Origin of the sequence: Microbacterium sp. PI-1, from assembly GCF_004337555.1 — a bacterium.
Lineage (GTDB): Bacteria > Actinomycetota > Actinomycetes > Actinomycetales > Microbacteriaceae > Microbacterium > Microbacterium aurugineum.
The window spans coordinates 1-17,315 of sequence record NZ_SJYZ01000019.1 but is presented as its reverse complement, the minus strand read 5'-3'; the positions used below and the strand labels follow the sequence as shown (position 1 = coordinate 17,315).

The 17,315-nt window shown below is 68.6% G+C and carries 17 protein-coding genes; 16 read left to right on the top strand and 1 reads right to left on the bottom strand.

Going from position 1 to position 17,315, the window contains the following annotated elements:
• The first annotated feature begins 107 nt into the window (after positions 1-107).
• From E0W80_RS14590 to E0W80_RS14555, 8 genes are all read left to right on the top strand, one after another.
• The gene (locus E0W80_RS14590; RefSeq protein ID WP_131493529.1) at positions 108-1,130 is read left to right on the top strand and encodes a zinc ABC transporter substrate-binding protein; all 1,023 of its coding nucleotides are present in this window, start codon (positions 108-110) and stop codon (positions 1,128-1,130) included.
• Positions 1,127-1,963 (top strand): metal ABC transporter ATP-binding protein, encoded by an 837-nt coding sequence (locus E0W80_RS14585; protein ID WP_047524208.1) that lies wholly within the window; start codon positions 1,127-1,129, stop codon positions 1,961-1,963. The genes E0W80_RS14590 and E0W80_RS14585 overlap by 4 nt, the downstream gene beginning before the upstream one ends.
• 14 nt (positions 1,964-1,977) lie before the next feature.
• Complete coding sequence (locus E0W80_RS14580; protein ID WP_047524250.1) at positions 1,978-2,838, top strand: metal ABC transporter permease; 861 nt, start codon at positions 1,978-1,980, stop codon at positions 2,836-2,838.
• A 121-nt stretch (positions 2,839-2,959) separates the two neighbouring features.
• Complete coding sequence (locus tag E0W80_RS14575) at positions 2,960-3,376, top strand: transcriptional repressor (RefSeq protein WP_047524209.1); 417 nt, start codon at positions 2,960-2,962, stop codon at positions 3,374-3,376.
• The gene (locus E0W80_RS14570) at positions 3,373-4,413 is read left to right on the top strand and encodes a permease (protein WP_131493527.1); all 1,041 of its coding nucleotides are present in this window, start codon (positions 3,373-3,375) and stop codon (positions 4,411-4,413) included. Before E0W80_RS14575 ends, E0W80_RS14570 begins: the two co-directional genes overlap by 4 nt.
• Positions 4,406-5,209 (top strand): TIGR03943 family protein, encoded by an 804-nt coding sequence (locus E0W80_RS14565; RefSeq protein WP_131493525.1) that lies wholly within the window; start codon positions 4,406-4,408, stop codon positions 5,207-5,209. The genes E0W80_RS14570 and E0W80_RS14565 overlap by 8 nt, the downstream gene beginning before the upstream one ends.
• Complete coding sequence (locus E0W80_RS14560) at positions 5,199-7,028, top strand: hypothetical protein (RefSeq protein ID WP_240740544.1); 1,830 nt, start codon at positions 5,199-5,201, stop codon at positions 7,026-7,028. Before E0W80_RS14565 ends, E0W80_RS14560 begins: the two co-directional genes overlap by 11 nt.
• 1 nt (position 7,029) lies before the next feature.
• Positions 7,030-7,776, top strand: coding sequence for a DNA-3-methyladenine glycosylase (locus tag E0W80_RS14555; protein ID WP_131493523.1), 747 nt, complete (start codon positions 7,030-7,032; stop codon positions 7,774-7,776).
• Here the strand turns inward: E0W80_RS14555 and E0W80_RS14550 are convergent.
• On the bottom strand, positions 7,716-8,726 hold the full coding sequence (locus E0W80_RS14550) for a LacI family DNA-binding transcriptional regulator (RefSeq protein ID WP_131493521.1): 1,011 nt from the start codon (positions 8,724-8,726) through the stop codon (positions 7,716-7,718). The two genes, E0W80_RS14555 and E0W80_RS14550, sit on opposite strands and share 61 nt — an antisense overlap.
• Before the next feature lie 141 nt (positions 8,727-8,867).
• Here E0W80_RS14550 and E0W80_RS14545 point away from each other — a divergent pair, with 141 nt between their 5' ends.
• The 8 genes from E0W80_RS14545 to rpsN all read left to right on the top strand — a co-directional run bounded on the left by E0W80_RS14545 (position 8,868) and on the right by rpsN (position 17,149).
• On the top strand, positions 8,868-10,877 hold the full coding sequence (locus tag E0W80_RS14545) for a beta-galactosidase (RefSeq protein ID WP_131493519.1): 2,010 nt from the start codon (positions 8,868-8,870) through the stop codon (positions 10,875-10,877).
• Positions 10,874-11,800, top strand: a complete 927-nt coding sequence (locus E0W80_RS14540; RefSeq protein WP_131493517.1) for a sugar ABC transporter permease — start codon at positions 10,874-10,876, stop codon at positions 11,798-11,800. Before E0W80_RS14545 ends, E0W80_RS14540 begins: the two co-directional genes overlap by 4 nt.
• Positions 11,797-12,681 carry a carbohydrate ABC transporter permease gene (locus tag E0W80_RS14535; RefSeq protein WP_194239303.1) on the top strand — a complete coding sequence of 295 codons (885 nt, stop codon included), beginning with the start codon at positions 11,797-11,799 and terminating at the stop codon, positions 12,679-12,681. The genes E0W80_RS14540 and E0W80_RS14535 overlap by 4 nt, the downstream gene beginning before the upstream one ends.
• A gap of 75 nt (positions 12,682-12,756) precedes the next feature.
• On the top strand, positions 12,757-14,088 hold the full coding sequence (locus tag E0W80_RS14530; RefSeq protein ID WP_047524212.1) for an extracellular solute-binding protein: 1,332 nt from the start codon (positions 12,757-12,759) through the stop codon (positions 14,086-14,088).
• A 61-nt stretch (positions 14,089-14,149) separates the two neighbouring features.
• On the top strand, positions 14,150-16,273 hold the full coding sequence (locus E0W80_RS14525; RefSeq protein ID WP_131493515.1) for an alpha-galactosidase: 2,124 nt from the start codon (positions 14,150-14,152) through the stop codon (positions 16,271-16,273).
• A gap of 160 nt (positions 16,274-16,433) precedes the next feature.
• Entirely contained in the window at positions 16,434-16,670 is a 237-nt protein-coding gene (rpmB, locus tag E0W80_RS14520) for a 50S ribosomal protein L28 (protein WP_017203559.1), read from the top strand.
• Complete coding sequence (gene rpmG / locus E0W80_RS14515) at positions 16,670-16,840, top strand: 50S ribosomal protein L33 (RefSeq protein WP_017203558.1); 171 nt, start codon at positions 16,670-16,672, stop codon at positions 16,838-16,840. Before rpmB ends, rpmG begins: the two co-directional genes overlap by 1 nt.
• A gap of 3 nt (positions 16,841-16,843) precedes the next feature.
• Entirely contained in the window at positions 16,844-17,149 is a 306-nt protein-coding gene (gene rpsN, locus E0W80_RS14510) for a 30S ribosomal protein S14 (protein ID WP_017829734.1), read from the top strand.
• Positions 17,150-17,315: the final 166 nt, after the last annotated feature.

Genomic DNA, 17,315 nt, shown 5'->3' with positions numbered 1-17,315 from the left:
CGCGTCAGCGGGGGTCTCGGCGCGTATGGGGGGCGTGGACGGCAGGAAAAAGGAGAGGCTCGACTCTCAGTTTGATAATGGTTCTCATTAGCGTTTAGAGTGGGAGCATGAAGAAGCCCGTCCTCGTCCTCGCTCTCGCATCCGTTGCCGCCCTCACGCTGGCCGGATGCTCCACCCCCGCCGCGGGGGAGGGCGACGACGGCACCATCACGGTCGTCGCGAGTACGAACGTCTACGGCGACATCGCCGCGCAGATCGGCGGTGACCGCGTCGACGTGCAGTCGATCATCACCTCCGCCTCGCAGGACCCGCATTCCTACGAGGCGAGTGCCCGCGACCGGCTCACGGTGCAGAAGGCCGACCTGGTGATCGAGAACGGCGGGGGATACGACGCCTTCATCGACACGCTGCTGCAGGATGCGAAGGACCCGCACGTCATCACGGCCGTCGAGTACTCGCACGACTTCCCCGGCAATGAGGGCCACGACGACGAAGCGGACCACGACCACGCCGACGAGTCCGCCACCGATGCGCCCGAGGAAGAGGGCCACGACCACGATCATGCCGAGGGTGAAGAGGGGCATGAGGGCCACGACCACATCGAGGGCTTCAACGAGCACGTCTGGTTCGACCCGCACACCATGATCCACGTCGTCGAGGCGATCAGCGAGGAGCTGGCCGAGCTCGACCCCGACGGGGCGAAGGACTTCACGGCCAACGCCGACGACCTCATCGCCGACCTGGAGGGCTTCGAGGCCGACCTCGAGGGCATCAAGGCGGACGCCGCGGGTGTCGAGGTGTTCATCACCGAGCCGCTTCCGGGGTACCTCGCCGCGGCTGCGGGCTTGACCGACGTCACCCCGGAAGGATTCGCGGAGTCTGTGGAAGAGGGCACCGATGTCGCGCCCGCCGTTCTGCTCGAAGCGCTCGACGTGATCGGCAGCGGCACGGTGGGCGCTCTGCTGACCAACGCTCAGACCGGTGGTGCGGAGACCGAGCGCGTCGAGGCCGCGGCCGAGGCGGCCGGCATCCCCGTCGTCGCCTTCACGGAGCTGCTCGAGGACGGATCGTCGTACTCTGAGTGGATGAGTGACGCGATCCAGAGCCTCGCCGCCGCCGTCGAGTCGTGAGCGGCGGCGCCGCACCGCGCGACAATCCGGTCCTCGAGATCTCCGACGCCTCACTGCATCGCGGCGATCGGGAGCTCTGGTCGGGACTCGACCTCACCGTCGAGCCGGGAGAGTTCATCGCCGTGCTCGGCCCCTCCGGGTCGGGCAAGACCACTCTCCTGCGCAGCATCCTGGGGCTTCAGCCGCTGTCGTCCGGTGTGATCAAGGTCGCCGGAGAGCCCGTGCACCGCGGCAACCCCCGCATCGGCTACATCCCGCAGCAGCGCTCGCTGGCTCCCGACACGAGCATGCGGGCACGTGATCTCGTCGCCCTCGGAGTGCAGGGGAGCCGCTTCGGCTTCCCGATCCCGCACCGCGGCGACCGCGCGAAGGTCGACCGTCTACTCGAGGCGGTCGGCGCGTCGGAGTTCGCCGAACGACGGGTCGGGCTGCTGTCGGGCGGCGAGCAGCAGCGGCTTCGGGTCGGACAGGCCCTCGCCGACGAGCCCGCCCTGCTGCTGTGCGATGAGCCGCTGTCGAACCTCGACCTCGCCAACCAGGTCGCCGTGACCGACATCATCGACCGTCAGAGGCGCGAGCGCGAGGCGGCGGTGCTGTTCGTCACGCATGACATCAATCCGATCCTCGGCCGGGTCGACCGCATCCTCTACATCGCCGGCGGACGGTTCCTGCTCGGGACCCCGGACGAGGTGCTGCAGACCCGCGTGCTCACCGACCTCTACGGCACCCCGGTGTTCGTGCTCCGTGCGGGCGACCGGTTGGTCGTCGTCGGCGTTCCGGATGCCGAACCGCACCACGACCACGGCGATCACGAGCACGGAGGAGTCGCATGAACGTCGCATCGGTCATGGTGCCGCTCGTCGACTGGAGCGACGTGTTCTCCTTCCAGGACTACGGCGAGCTCGTGGCCCTGCTCGCGAACTCGATCATCGCGGGCGCCGTCCTCGGCGTCGTCGGCGGTCTGATCGGCGTGTTCGTGATGCAGCGCGACCTGGCCTTCGCCGTGCACGGCGTGAGCGAGCTGTCGTTCGCGGGAGCCGCAGCGGCCCTGCTCTTCGGCGGCAGCGTCGTGGCCGGATCCCTCGCGGGCGCGCTCGCCGCCGCGATCCTCATCGGCATCCTGGGGGCCAAGGCCAGGGACCGAAACTCGATCGTCGGTGTGCTGATGCCGTTCGGCCTGGGCCTCGGCATCCTCTTCCTCTCGCTCTACGACGGTCGCAGCGCCAACCGCTTCAGCCTGCTCACGGGGCAGATCGTGTCGGTCTCCACGCCGGACCTCGGGTGGCTCATCGGGATCAGCCTGGTCGTGCTGATCGGACTCCTGGTGATGTGGAACCCTCTCCGCTTCGATTCCCTCGACCCGGAATCCGCTGCCGCCCGTGGTGTGCCGACCCGCGCGGTGAGCCTGTTGTTCATGGTGCTGCTCGGCCTGATCGTCGCGGTGAGCGTGCACATCATCGGGGCGCTGCTCGTGATGGCACTGCTGGTGACCCCGGCGGCCGCGGCCATGCGTGTGACGGCCGGTCCGATCGCCGTGCCGTTGCTCGCGGCGCTCTTCGGGTTCGTCTCGGCGGTCGGCGGAATCCTGCTGGCCCTCGCCGGCACGCTGCCCGTGAGCCCGTACATCACGACGCTGTCGTTCACGATCTACGTCGTGTGCTGGATCGTGCAGCGGGCGCGGGCCAGGGTCCGGCGGGTGCGGGTCTGAGACCGTGCTTCCGAATCGCGCAAATGGTCGGGAATCAGCCCGAGATGCGACCATTCACGCGATTCGAACGGGTCCTGGCCGCTCCCAGCCCTCGCCAACCGCAGCGGCCTAGACTCGACGTATGGCTCAGCGGAACACCTGGCAGCGCGAACGCGTGCGCGAAGCACTCGCCGACGCTCGCGGATTCGTGAGTGCGCAGAGCCTGCATGCCTCCCTGCGCGACGACAACACGGGCATCGGCTTGGCGACCGTGTACCGCGCTCTCGCGGGACTCGCCGCCTCCGGTGACGCCGACTCGCTGCAGAGCCCCGAGGGTGAGGCGCTGTATCGCGCCTGCACGACCCAGGGACACCACCACCACCTGATCTGCCGATCGTGCGGTCTGACCGTGGAGATCGAGGCCAAGGACGTCGAGCAGTGGGCGCATCGCACCGCCGCCCTGCACGGCTTCACGGATGCCGCTCACGTGGTGGACATCTTCGGACTGTGCACCCCGTGCGCGAACAAGCGCGACGCCGAACGGACTGCGAACGCGTGAGCCCCTCGGCAGCGACGGCGACCCGCCACGGTCACTCCCATCGCCCGGCGCCCACTGCGCGCTCGGCATGGATCGGCGTCGGCCTCGGTGCCGTCATCATCGCGGCACTGTTCCTGGTCGATGCGTTCCTGCCGACGCTGTTCCCGGCGTCGCTGCCCACCCGTGCGCAGGACGGCCTCACCCTCGCCCTGAGCGTGCTGATCGAGGCGCTCCCGTTCGTGATCCTCGGTGTGCTGCTGTCGATCGTGGTGCAGGTCTGGTTGCCCGCCGATGTCATCCACCGCTGGCTGCCGAAGCGCGCGTGGGCGCGGCGGGCCGTGCTGTCGCTGCTGGGGATGCTCATCCCGGTGTGCGAGTGCGGCAACGTGCCCTTCGCCCGTGGGCTCATGATGCGCGGTCTCGCCCCGGCCGAGGCGATGACGTTCCTGATCGCGGCGCCGATCGTGAACCCGATCGTGATCCTCACCACGCACGCCGCGTTCGGTTGGGACGGCGGGATCCTCGTCGCGCGCCTCGTCGGCGGATACCTGATCGCGAACCTGATCGGCTGGATCTACAGCCGCCACCCCGACCCCGACGGCATGCTCACGCAGCGCTTCGTCGACACCTGCGACCGGGTGACGCACGAGCCCGGGACGCCGGTGCGCCGCAGCCTGACCCAGTTCCTCATCGAGCTTCGCGCCGTGATGCCCGCGCTGGTCATCGGTTCCGCACTCGCCGGGGCCGTGCAAGTGCTGATTCCCCGGGAGTGGCTGCTCGCGATCGGCTCGAACCCGGTGCTGTCGATCGTGGCCATGATGGCGCTCGCGATGACGGTCGCCATCTGCTCGAACGTCGACGCGTTCTTCGCGCTGTCGTTCGCCTCGACGTTCTCGTCCGGCGCGATCGTCGCGTTCCTGCTGGTCGGACCGCTCGTCGACATCAAGATGCTCGCGCTCATGCGCACCACCTTCACCGGGCGCACCCTCGTGGGGATCGTCGGGATCGTCCTCGCCTCGGCGTTCGCGATCGGGATCGGGGTGAACGTCCTTGTCTGAGCAGACCACCACACGTGCGCGTGCCCTCGCCACCCGCTGGCTCGGGGTCGGCCTCGCTGCGGTGATCGCGGTCGTGACCCTCGGACTCGGCATCACGGACCGCCTCACGCTCTACATCAGCCCCGAAACCGTGTGGTTCGCGTGTGCGGCCGCGGTCGTGACCCTGGCCGGCGCGATCTGGTCGTGCACCCTGCCTCTCGGCGAAGAGGGCGATCACGGTCATGACCACGGACACGGTCACGGCACGGAAGTCTCCGACGACACGGAATCCGGCTCGTCCGCGACCCCGCGCCGCCGTTCCCTTGCGGGTGTCGGCGCGGTCACAGGAGGGGTGATCGCCTCGGGCGTCGTCATCGCGGCCCTGGTGCTGCCCCCGGCGTCGCTCTCGGTCGAGCTCGCGATGTCGCGCGCGGGGGAGCAGAGCGCGCTGTTTGCCGGCTCCGACAGCGTCGCGCTCGGCGTCGCTGATACCTCGACCTTCGGCGTCGGCGACTGGGCGAGCGTCTTCGCCGCGTCCACGAACACCTCGGCCTACGACGGTGCGCCCGTGACCCTCACCGGCTTCGTGACCCCGGGATCGGGCGACGGCGTGAACCTGACCCGGCTGGTCATCACGCACTGCGTGATCGATGCGCAGACGGCCGCGCTGCCGGTCACCGTCGATCCGGACGACTATCCGACCGGACAGTGGGTCGAGGTCACCGGCACCGTGCGCGCGGACAGCGACGGCAAGCTCCACATCGAACCGACCGACGTCGTCGCGATCGACGAGCCCGGGGATCCGTATGAGTACTGACGACGAGCGCCCCGAGACGCCCGCCGTCCCGCGGACCCGCGCCGAGCTGCGCGCCGCCCGTGAGGCCGCAGAGGCGGCGGAGGCCGAGCGGATCGAGCGTGCGGTCACCCCGCCGGATCACGCCGCGCCCCCCGCCGACGAGCCGGAAGCCGCAGCGGACGACGCCGCTGTCCGTGAGGCCGCTCTTCGGGACGCCGCTCTTCGGGAGGCGGCGGTGCGCCGAGCCGGTGAACGGGAGGTCGCGGAGCAGGAGGCGGCCGCACGGAAGATGGCCGCGTTCGAGGCTGCCGCGCGGGAGGATGCCGAAGCGACCGCGCTGCCGGCCGTCCCTGTCGCACCTGAGCCCGTGTTCGTGGGTGCCGCCCCGCAGATCGACGACGAGCCGGCGACTTCCCCTCCCGCCGAGCCCCCGCTGACGGCCGCGTCCGAGGCCCCGGCCCCGAGCGCGCCGCGGAACCCGCGGAGGTTCCTCCTCACACTCGGTGCGGTGCTGGGCGTCCTCGTGCTCGCCGGGACCGGGCTCGGCATCGTCAGTCTCCTGCAGGGCCCGCGGATCAGCGACGTGCAGGTGGACGCGGAACATGCGATCGAGTCCTCCGGGAGCAGGGTCATCCTCACCGCGAACCAGGCGCTCGCCGACATCGATCCCGAGCAGGTCACCGTCGAGCCGGCGACGCCGTTCACGGTCGATGCCTCGGGTCGGGGTGTCGGCGTCCGCTTCACGGTGCCGCTCGACGACTCGACGGAGTACACGATCCGCGTGGCCGACGTGGCCGGTGCGGGTGGCGGTCCGTCGACGACCCTGACCACGTCGTTCACGACGCCGCCGTCCACCATTTTCCTGCTGCGCCGAGACGTCGACGGCAAGGACAAGATCTTCCTCACCGACCTCAAGGGCGACGGGGTGGCGGTGTACGAGCACGAGAAGATCAACGACTTCCGGGCCACCTCGACGCAGCTCGTGGTCGCGGTGGAGGAAGAGGACGGCTCCCACCTGCTCGTGATGGACCGCGACGGGAAGAACCAGCGCGAACTCGACCTGCCCGGTGACGGCTACGTCGGCGCCGTCCAGGTCTCGGAGCGAGGCGGCCTGGTCGGCTACAGCTACTCCGACCGCGAGCTCAGCGACGACGAAGGGCGGGCGAGCGTGCTCGTCACCCAGTCGCTGAGCGGCAAGGACGAGCCGCAGGTGATCGAGGTCGCCGGTGCGGAGGCGAGTGTCTTCGTGTGGCAGTTCGTGCCCGACAGCGCCGCCGTGCTGTTCATCGACTTCGACGGTGCACTGTCCCTCGTGGACCGCTCGAGCGACGCGGGCGTGCAGTCCCTCGGTCTCGCCGCCATGATCCAGGGCATCTCCCGCGGCACCTACACCGCCATCGTGGAGCGCCTCGACGGGGCCGTCGTCGAACTGAACCTCGCGGACGGATCGGAGCAGCCGCTCGCAGCATCCGACCCCGATTACGGGACGGCGACCTCCATCACCCCGTTCCCCGGTGGCACGCTCCGGCACGTCGTCGCCCGTGACGATGCGGGACTCCCGATCGGACAGGCCGTCATCCGCGTGGACGACGACGGCAAAGCCACCCCGCTGGTCGAGATCGGGGCGACCGATTCGATCCTGCAGGCGTGCGCCTCCCCGAGTGGTCAGTATGCGGCCGTGGCGATCGCGCCCGACCTCGCGAACAACCCCTACGACGGAATGCTGCTGCCGTTGCCCGAGCAGGTCGAGACGCACCTCATCGACATGGAGAGCGGCAAGGAGATGGTCGCCCTCACCGGCTTCGATGCCTCCTGGTGCCAGACGGCCCCGCGGTTCTGAGATGCCGCAGCAGGATGGTCTGCGTCGAGCGGTCCGTGCGGACCTGAGCGGCTCGGCGGTCGAGGTCGCGCCGCTCCTGCTCGGGGCCGAGCTTCGGACGTTCGCCCCCGCGACGGACGAACGCGGACCTGTCGAGGTGCGACTGCGCATCACCGAGGTCGAGGCCTACCACGGGCAGGGCACCGGCGAGATCGCCGACCCCGGATCCCACGCGCGGATGGGACGCACGCCGCGCAACGCCACCATGTGGGGCGAGCCCGGACATCTCTACGTGTATCTGAGTCACGGCATCCACTCCTGCGTCAACGTGGTGTGCGGGCCGATCGGGCAGGGCGACGGCGTGCTGCTGCGTGCGGGGGAGATCGTGATCGGAGCGGATGCCGCGGCACGGCGCCGAGGTGCGACGCTGCCGCTCAGCCGCATCGCCCGGCGGGATCTGGCGCGTGGGCCCGGTCGTCTCGGGCGGGCCGTGGGGTTGCGGCATCCCCTGCACGACGGCATCGACGCCATCACCGGCGAGGAACGGCACGGGGCGAGGGCCGAGTTGTGGCTCGGCGAGCCGCGGGACGATGTGGTGCGCGGCCCCAGGGTCGGCGTCGCGGGCGTCGCCGGGACCGCTGCCTTCCCCTGGCGCTTCTGGATCGATGCCGACCCCACCGTGTCGCCGTTCCGGTGGGGGAGAGGGGCTCAGGCGGAATCTCTCCACACGACCGGCGTCGGCAACATGATCCCCACGCGCGGACGCTGATCTTCGCGCAACTGGGCGAGCACAGCGGCTGCGGCGGCCGCGCCGAGTCCTTCCGCCGGTTGGTCGACGGTCGACAGCGGCGGTGTGGTCCTGGTCGCCCATGAGCTGTTGTCGAAGCCCACGACGCCGACGTCCTCGGGAACACGGCGGCCGGCTTCGCGCAACGCCAGCATCGCTCCGGCGGCGACGGCATCGGAGGCACCGAAGACCCCGTCGATGTCGGGCGCGCGGTCGAGCAGTCGCGTCATCGCCGCGGCCCCGTCGGCGTACGAGTACAGCGGCGCCTCCTCGACGAGGTCCGGGTCGAAGTCGGCACCCAAGGCATCGGTGAATCCCGCGAGGCGATCAGTGCCGGAGTCACGGTCGAGAGCCGCGGCGATCATGCCGACTCGTCTGCGTCCGGTCGCCATCAGGCGTGAGGTCACGGCTTTCGCGGCTCCGCGGTTGTCGACGCCGACCCAGGCTGCATCCACATCCGGGGGGTGGCCCACGTAGGCGACCGGAAGATCCAGACGCATGACGGCATTCGTGATCGGATCCTGCGCGCGGGCTGAGACGATCACGGCGCCGTCCACGAAGCCGCCGTTGAGGTAGCGGGCGACGCGCTCCGTATCGCGCACCGAGTCCACGACGAGGCAGACCATCTGATAGTCCGCTTCGGAGAGGGTCTCGTTGGTGCCGAGCATGATGGCGCCGATGTTCGGATCTTCGAGGAACAGCGCGTGCGGCTCGTGCACGATGAAGGCGATGGCCTGGGTGCGCTGGCGCACCAGGTTCTGCGCCGCGGTGTTGGGAACGTAACCGACCTCGCGGATCGCCTCTTCGATCGCCGACCGAGCGGCGTCGGACACATAGCCGCCGTTGATCACGCGGCTCACGGTTCCCCTCGACACCCCGGCCACCCGTGCCACGTCGTGCACGGTGCTGCGGCGGCGAGCGGAAGTGGTCATGATCGACAGCCTAGCGACCCGGACTTGACGACCCCCACGGCGACATGCGACGATGTGTGCACGTTCACAGAAAATCCCGATCAGTGTTTCCGCGACTGATTCTGTGCACGTGCACACATCGTCGCAAAGGAGCGTCATCGTATGGCCGCCGCCGTGTCTGACCGCATCGCCGCCCTCTCCGCAGGGCGCGGCCTCGTGTTCGGATGCGACTACAATCCCGAGCAGTGGGACCGTAGCGTGTGGCCCGAGGACGTGCGCCTCATGACGCAGGCGGGCGTCGGCCTCGTCGCAATCAACATCTTCGGCTGGTCGTCGATCAACCCGGCACCGGGCGTCTGGGACTTCAGCGCGCTGGACGAGATCATCGGTCTTCTGCACGCGAGCGGGATCCGCATCAACCTCGGCACCGGCACGGCCTCGCCCGCCCCGTGGGTCACGGCTCGCCACCCCGAGATGCTTCCCGTCGGCGTGGACGGCACTGTGTTCCAGCAGGGCGGTCGCCAAGGGTACTGCCCGAGCTCTCCGCTCTTTCGCGCCTATGCCGCCGACGTCGTGACGAAAGTGGTCGAGCGCTACGGCGATCACCCCGCGGTGTCGCTGTGGCACGTGTCGAACGAACTGGGCTGTCACAACGCGCTCTGCTACTGCGACGTGAGCGCCGAAGCGTTCCGTGTCTGGCTGCGTGAGCGCTACGACGACATCGACGCGCTGAACCGCGCATGGGGGACGACGTTCTGGAGCCAGCGGTACAGCGACTTCGAGGACGTGCGTCCGCCCGCGCAGGCCCTGTCCCTGCGCAACCCCGGGCAGATGATCGACTTCCAGCGGTTCAGCTCCGACGAGCAGCTCGCGCTGTACCGGGCGGAGGCCGCGATCCTGCGGGAGCGGAGCAGCATTCCGGTCACGACGAATTTCATGGTCACCGCGCACATTCGCAACCTCGACTACTGGACCTGGGCGGGGGACATGGATCTGATCGCCAACGACCACTATCTCGACCGCCGTCTCGACGACGCCCGCGGGGAGCTCTCGTTCGCTGCCGACCTCACGCGCGGCCTCGCGCAGGGGGAGCCCTGGCTACTGATGGAGACGTCGACGGGTGCGGTGAACTGGCAGCCGTACAACCTCGCCAAGTCGCCGGGGGAGATGCGGCGCAACATCGCCTCCCACCTCGCTCGCGGTGCCGACGGGATCTGCTTCTTCCAATGGCGGGCTTCGACGCAGGGTGCGGAGAAGTTCCACACCGCCCTGGTTCCCCACGCCGGTGAGGACTCGAACCAGTGGCGTGAGGTCGTCGAACTGGGTGGCCTGCTCGATCGCCTCGGTGAGGTCGCCGGTACCCGAGTCGTCGCGGACACCGCGCTGCTCTTCTCGTGGGAGAGCTGGTGGGCGTCCGAGAACGAAGGGCGTCCGAGCGAGGCGCTGACCTACCTCGGACAGGTGCATGCGGCTCACGCGGCGCTGTCGGATGCGGGTCTGACCACCGACGTCGTGCGCCCCGGCGGCGACCTCGACGGCTACCGTCTGCTCATCGTGCCGGCCCTGCACCTCCTCAGCGATGCGGACGCAGCGGCCATCGCACGCGCGGTCGAGGGCGGTGCCGTCGCGCTCATCACCTTCTTCAGCGGCATCGTCGACGAAGAGGATCGCGTGCGCACCGGCGGGTATCCGGGGGCGTTCCGCGATCTGCTGGGCATCCGCTCCGAGGAGTTCGCTCCGCTGCGCCCGGGCGAGGTCGTCACCCTCACCGACGGCACGACGGGCACCGTCTGGAGCGAGCGGCTCGCGGCGACCGACGCCGAGGTGGTCGCATCGTTCGTCGACGGCCCCGCTGCCGGAGGTCCGGCGATCACGCGGCGGGCGGCCGGCGACGGCGCGGCCTGGTTCCTCTCCACCCAGCTCTCGCGAGCGGACTACGCCGGGCTGATGACGCGGATCGCCGTCGCCGCCGGTGCCGCACGGGCGCCGGGCGCGGGGCCGGACGTCGAGATCGTCCGACGGGTCGGGGACACCGGCAGCTTCCTGTTCGTCGTCAATCACGGGTCGATCGACGCCGAGGTCACGGCGTCCGGTCATGAGTTCGTCACGGACGCCCCCGCCACCGGCATCGTGCCGGCCGGAGCGGTCCGCATCATCAAGGAGGATGTATGACCACCACGCTCACCGCCTCGGCGGTCTCTGCGCCCGCCGCGGCGCGAGCCCGCCGGCGCGTCCCGCACAAGGGGGCAATCGCCTTCTTGATCGTGCCGTTCGGCGTTCTGTTCGCACTGTTCTACGTCGTGCCGATCGCCTACGCGTTCTGGCAGTCCCTGCTCGTCGTCGAACGCGACGGCACCTTCGGCAAGGCCGAGCAGGTGTTCGGAGGCCTCACGCAGTACATGCTCGTCTTCCAGAACGAGGCCTTCTGGAGCTCGATGGGGCGCATGCTGCTGTTCGGTGTCGTGCAGGTGCCCGTCATGCTGGGCCTCGCCCTGCTGTTCGCCCTGCTGCTGGACTCGCCTCTCGTGCGCGGGAAGCGCTTCTTCCGTCTGGCGTTCTTCGTGCCCTACGCGGTGCCGGGTGTGATCGCCGCGATCATGTGGGGCTCGCTCTTCTCGCCCAACCTCTCGCCCTTCACCGCGATCACCAAGAACATCGACTTCCTCGGCGCCGACCTGGTCCTGTGGTCGATCGCGAACGTCGTGACCTGGGTCTATGTCGGGTACAACATGCTGATCATCTACTCGGCACTGCTGTCGATCCCGCAGGAGCTCTACGAAGCGGCCCGTCTCGACGGTGCCAGCCAATGGCGGATCGCCTGGTCGATCAAGATCCCGCTGGTGCGGCCCGCGATCGTGATGACCGCGATCTTCTCGATCATCGGCACCCTGCAATTGCTCGCCGAACCCCAGGTGTTCCGCTCGTTCAGTTCGGCCGTGACCAGCACCTTCACCCCGAACATGACCGTGTACGCCACGGCGTCCATCCCGAACACCAACCTGGCGGCTGCCTTCTCGGTCGTGCTCGCCGTGACGACGTTCGTGCTGTCGTTCGGGTTCATGAAGTACATGCAGCGCAAGGAGCAGAACGCATGACCACCGCGTCGATCGTCGCGCCCGGCCGGCGCCGCAGCACCGCTCGGGAATCGGGCATCTCCCGCACGGGTGCCATGCTGATCATGGCCGTGTTCACGGTCTACTTCCTGCTTCCGCTGTGGTGGCTGCTGGTCGCCTCCAGCAAGGAGACCGGCGACATCCTCACCACCGCACCGCTGTGGTTCGCCGACTTCCACCTCTTCGACAACATCGCTGAGCTGTTCACCTACCGGGACGGCGTGTACCTGCGCTGGCTGGGCAACTCGATGCTCTACGCCGCTCTCGGCGGAGCCATCGCCACGCTTCTGGCGGCCATGGCGGGCTACGCGCTCGCCAAGTACCGCTTTCCCGGCCGCGACCTGCTGTTCGACATCGTGCTGGGAGGAGTGCTCGTCCCCGCGACGGCTCTCGCGCTGCCGCTGTTCCTGATCTTCAGCCAAGCGCAGCTGACCAACACGTTCTGGTCGGTCTTCCTCCCCTCGATCGTGAGCCCGTTCGGCGTCTACCTCGCGCGCATCTTCGCGGCCTCCTCGGTGGCGGACGAACTCCTCGAGGCGAGCCGCCTCGACGGGGCGGGAGAGATCCGCACCTTCTTCACTGTCAGCATCCGTCTGATGACCCCGGCTCTGGTGACGATGTTCCTCTTCCAGTTCGTGGCCATCTGGAACAACTTCTTCCTGCCGATGATCATGCTGCGCAGTGAAGAGCTCTTCCCCGTCGTCTTCGGCCTCTACAACTGGAACAACCAGCTGAACCAGCTCCCCGAACTCCGCGGTCTCGTCCTGATCGGCGCCCTGCTGTCGGTCATCCCGCTGATCGTGACATTCCTCCTGCTCCAGCGCTTCTGGCGCAACGGACTGGGCGCCGGCGCCCTGAAGTGAGCAGGTCGTCACCCGGATCTCCCGCGTGACGCTCCATCCCCGCATCACCCCATCGCATCCATGAAAGGGATCGAAATGCAGCATTCGAAGAAGAAGGCAGCGGCCGTCATCGCCATCTCGGCGTTCGCGCTCGCAGGCTGCTCCGCCGGCGGCGGAGACAGCACCGGAGGCGGCGACGCCGCAGCTTCCTGCACCCCGGCCGACGGTGACGTCACGCTCGAGTTCACCTCCTGGATCCCCGGCATCGAAGACGTCGTGAAGATCTGGAACGATGCCAACCCCGAGATCCAGGTGAAGGTGCAGACCGGACCCAACGGCAACGGCGGCACGTATCAGAACTTCTTCAACCAGATAAAGGCCGGCGACGCCCCCGACCTCGGACAGATCGAGTACGACGCTCTGCCGAACTTCCTCGTGCAGGACGGCCTCGAGGATCTCAGTGCGTGCGCAGATGTCGTCGCAGCCGAGGATCAGTTCGTCGACTGGGCCTGGGGGCAGGTGACGCTCGGCACCGACGGTGTGTACGGCGTTCCGCAGGACACCGGGCCCATGGCGCTGTTCTACCGCGCCGACCTGTTCGAGCAGAACGGCATCGCCATCCCCACCACCTGGGACGAGTACCGTGAGGCCGCCGTGAAGATCCGCGACCTCGGCGGCTACATCACCAACTTCTCACAGTCGGACATCAACCAGTTCGCCGGCTTCGCGTGGCAGGACGGCGCCCAATGGTTCGCGAGCGACGACGAGGGCTGGACCGTCACGCTCGCAGACGACGCCACGACCACGGTCGCGGACTTCTGGCAGGGCATGCTCGACGACGACCTCGTCGCGACGGTGCCCGCCTGGACCGACGAGTGGAACAACGCCTACAACTCGGGCGAAGTCTGGACCTGGAACTCCGCGGTGTGGGGTGCCAACTCCATCTCCAGCGGTGCCCCCGACACCGCGGGCTCGTGGGCGGTCGCTCCGCTCCCGCAGTGGAAGGACGGCGGGACCGCGGCCGGGAACTGGGGTGGATCCTCGACCGCCGTGCTCAAGGGCAGCGAACACCTCTACGAGGCGACCACGTTCGCGCTGTGGCTCAACACGTCGGATGAGGCGCTGACTGCGCTCGCCGACGCGGCCAACCTCTATCCCGCCACGACGGCGGGACTCGCTTTGCCGGTTTTCAGTGAGGGCGTGGAGTTCTACGGCGGGCAGAAGATCTACGACATCTTTGCCGATGCCGCCACCCAGGTCTCCCCCGACTTCGCGTGGGGTCCGACCATGACCCAGACCTATGCGGACATCTCGGACGGCTTCAAGGCTGCTGTCAGCGGCAGCGGAACCCTGCTCGACGCGATCGAGAAGGGCCAGACGGCGACCGTCGACGCGCTCAAGGCGGCGTCGATCCCCGTCAAGGAGTAATACCCTCGGAGGCCCGCCCCCGTTCGCACGGGGCGGGCCTCCTCTTCGCGTCTGGAGAGACATGTCAGAAACGGTCCACCTGACCTCGGGCGGTGTGAGTGTCGTCATCGACACGGCGGCCGCCCGGGTACTGCACTGGGGAGCGGCGCTCGACCCGCTCGACCTAGACGCTCTCGTGTCGTCATCGACCGGCGCTGTGACCTTCAGCTCTTTCGACGTTCCGCGCACCTTCCCACTGCTCGCCGTCGAAGCCGACGGATGGTCGGGTGCACCGGCGCTCGCCTGGCATAGGGCGGGGTTGCACAGCGCCCCGTTGCTGCGGACGAGCGGGTGGGAGGTCTCGGCGACATCGCTGCGGGCGGAGTTCGCGGATGCCGAGGCCGAGGCCACCGCCGTGCTCGACCTCGCGCTGGATGTCGATGGCGTGCTCACCGCGCAGCTGTCGGTCACGAGCACAGCCGCCGATGACGCGGTGCCGCTGGACCTGCTGGCCGCCCGCATCCTGCTGCCGATCCCCGCGCACGCGACCGAGATTCTCGACCACACCGGACGATGGACGGGAGAGCGCCGCCCGCAGCGGGGTGCCCTGCGTCACGGTGTGCATCTGCGTCAGGTGCGCCGCGGTCGCGGCGGCCACGACGCCCCCTATCTGACCGCGGTCGGCACCGACGGATTCGGCTTCCGCCGTGGCGAGCTGTGGACAGCGCACGTCGCGTGGAGCGGCGACGTGGAGGTCGGTGTCGAGCGGCTTCCCGAGGGTGCCGGAGTGCACGGTGCGGTTCTCGGTGGGGGAGAGTTGCTGCTGCCGGGCGAGATCCGACTGGGTGCGGGGGAGACCTACGTGTCGCCGCGGGTGTTCCTCACCTACGGCGGGAGCGGGCTCGACTCCGTGTCGTCGCGTCTGCACCGGACGGTGCGCTCGTTCCCCGGTCACCCCACGACGCCGCGACCGCTGGTGCTGAACACGTGGGAGGCGGTCTACTTCGACCACGACCCCGCGAAGATCATCGAGCTCGCCGAGGCCGCGGCAACCGTCGGCGTCGAGCGCTTCGTGCTCGACGACGGCTGGTTCCGCGGACGACCCGATGATCGCTCGGGACTCGGCGATTGGTTCATCGACGATGCCAAGTGGCCCGACGGCCTCCGACCTCTCGCGGATCACGTGCATTCGCTCGGGATGCAGTTCGGCCTGTGGTTCGAACCCGAGATGGTGAACCCGGTGTCCGAGCTCGCCGCGCAGCATCCTGACTGGGTGCTCCAGGCCTCGGCGGACTCGGCCACGTGGCGGCATCAGAAGGTGCTCGACCTCGCCAACCCCGCCGCGGCCGCTCACCTGCTCGAACGCATCGACGCCCTGGTCTCGGAGATCGGCGTCGACTTCATCAAGTGGGATCACAACCGCGACCTGCACGCGGCCGTCTCACCGCATACAAGACGCGCGTCCGTGCACGCGCAGACGGCCGCCTTCTACGCCCTGCTCGACGCGCTGCGCGAGAGACATCCCGCTCTGGAGATCGAGTCCTGCGCGAGTGGCGGCGCCCGTGTCGACCTCGGGGTCGTGCAGCGCACACAGCGCGTGTGGGCCTCGGACTCGAACGATCCCGTGGAGCGTCAGCTCATCCAGCGGTGGACCGGCACCCTCCTCCCTCCCGAACTCGTGGGCTCGCACGTCGGGCCGCCGATCGCCGAGACGACCCATCGGTCGGCGTCGCTGCCCTTCCGCATGACCACGGCGCTGTTCGGTCACGCCGGCATCGAGTGGGACATCACCCGCTGCACGGATGCCGAGCGCGCGACGCTGGCTCGTTGGGCGGCGCTGTATCGCGAGCTGCGTCCGCTGCTGCACTCGGGGGTTACGGTGCGCGCCGATGAGGTCGATGACCAGACGCTGTTGCACGGTGTGGTCGCGGTCGACGGCTCGCGTGCCGTCTACGCCTGGGTGCGCCTGGGTACGTCCGTCGACGGCTTCACTCCGCGCACGCGGATCCCCGGTCTGCCGGCGACGCAGCGGTATCGCCTGCGGATGCGGGAGGATCTCGGGAACGTCGCACGACACCAGGTTGCTGACCCCGCGTGGATCGACTCCGGGGTGGAGGGATCCGGTGCCTTCTTCGAGTCCGTCGGTGTGCCGTTGCCGCTGCTGGATCCGGGGGCGGCCCTGCTGATCGAAGCCGTCCGAGTCTGAATCACCGCCGTGCTAAAATGACTCTTTGTCTGCGCACACTCCTGTGCGCAGTTCGCATGCTTCTCCTTCCGCGGCCGAGAGATCGGCGGGTCGGGTTGCGTGCAGACAAGGGATCTTGGGTGGGGCCGTCCGGCCTCACGGTATAGAAGGAGTCACCATCATGGCAGCAGTGTGCCAGGTGACCGGAGCTGTTCCCGGCTTCGGTCACAACGTCTCGCACTCGCACCGCCGGACGAAGCGCCGCTTCGACCCGAACGTGCAGAAGAAGACCTATTTCGTCCCGTCGCTCGGTCGTAAGATCACGCTCAACGTGTCCGCCAAGGGCATCAAGGTGATCGACGTCCGCGGCATCGAGAACGTGGTCAAGGACCTCCAGGCGAAGGGTGTGAAGCTCTAATGGCCAAGAAGGCTCAGGACGTACGTCCGATCATCAAGCTGCGTTCGACGGCAGGCACGGGTTACACCTACGTGACGAAGAAGAACCGCCGCAACACCCCCGACCGCCTCGTGCTCAAGAAGTACGACCCGGTCATCCGTCAGCACGTCGAATTCCGAGAGGAGCGTTGATCAATGGCTAAGAAGAGCAAGATCGCTCGCAACGAGCAGCGCAAGGTCATCGTCGAGCGTTACGCAGAGCGTCGCGCCGAGCTGAAGAAGACCCTGGTCGACCCGAACGCCACCGACGAGGCCCGCGAGGCCGCACGCGTCGGCCTGCAGAAGCTGCCGCGCAACGCGTCGCCTGCTCGCGTGCGTTCGCGCGACGTCATCGACGGCCGCCCCCGCGGTGTCCTCACGAAGTTCGGCATCTCGCGTGTCCGCTTCCGTGACATGGCACACCGTGGCGAGCTGCCCGGCGTGACCAAGTCGAGCTGGTAAGTCTCAGCAGACAGCCGAAAGGGGCGAGGATCTTCGGATCCTCGCCCCTTTCGCGTCTCCACCCTCCCTGCATCCATCCCTCCCTCCTGTTGCCCTCACTCCCTGCCTCGCTCCTGCCTGCTGCCCTCCCGCCCCGCCCCGCCCGTTCTGAAGGACTTCTCGCGAA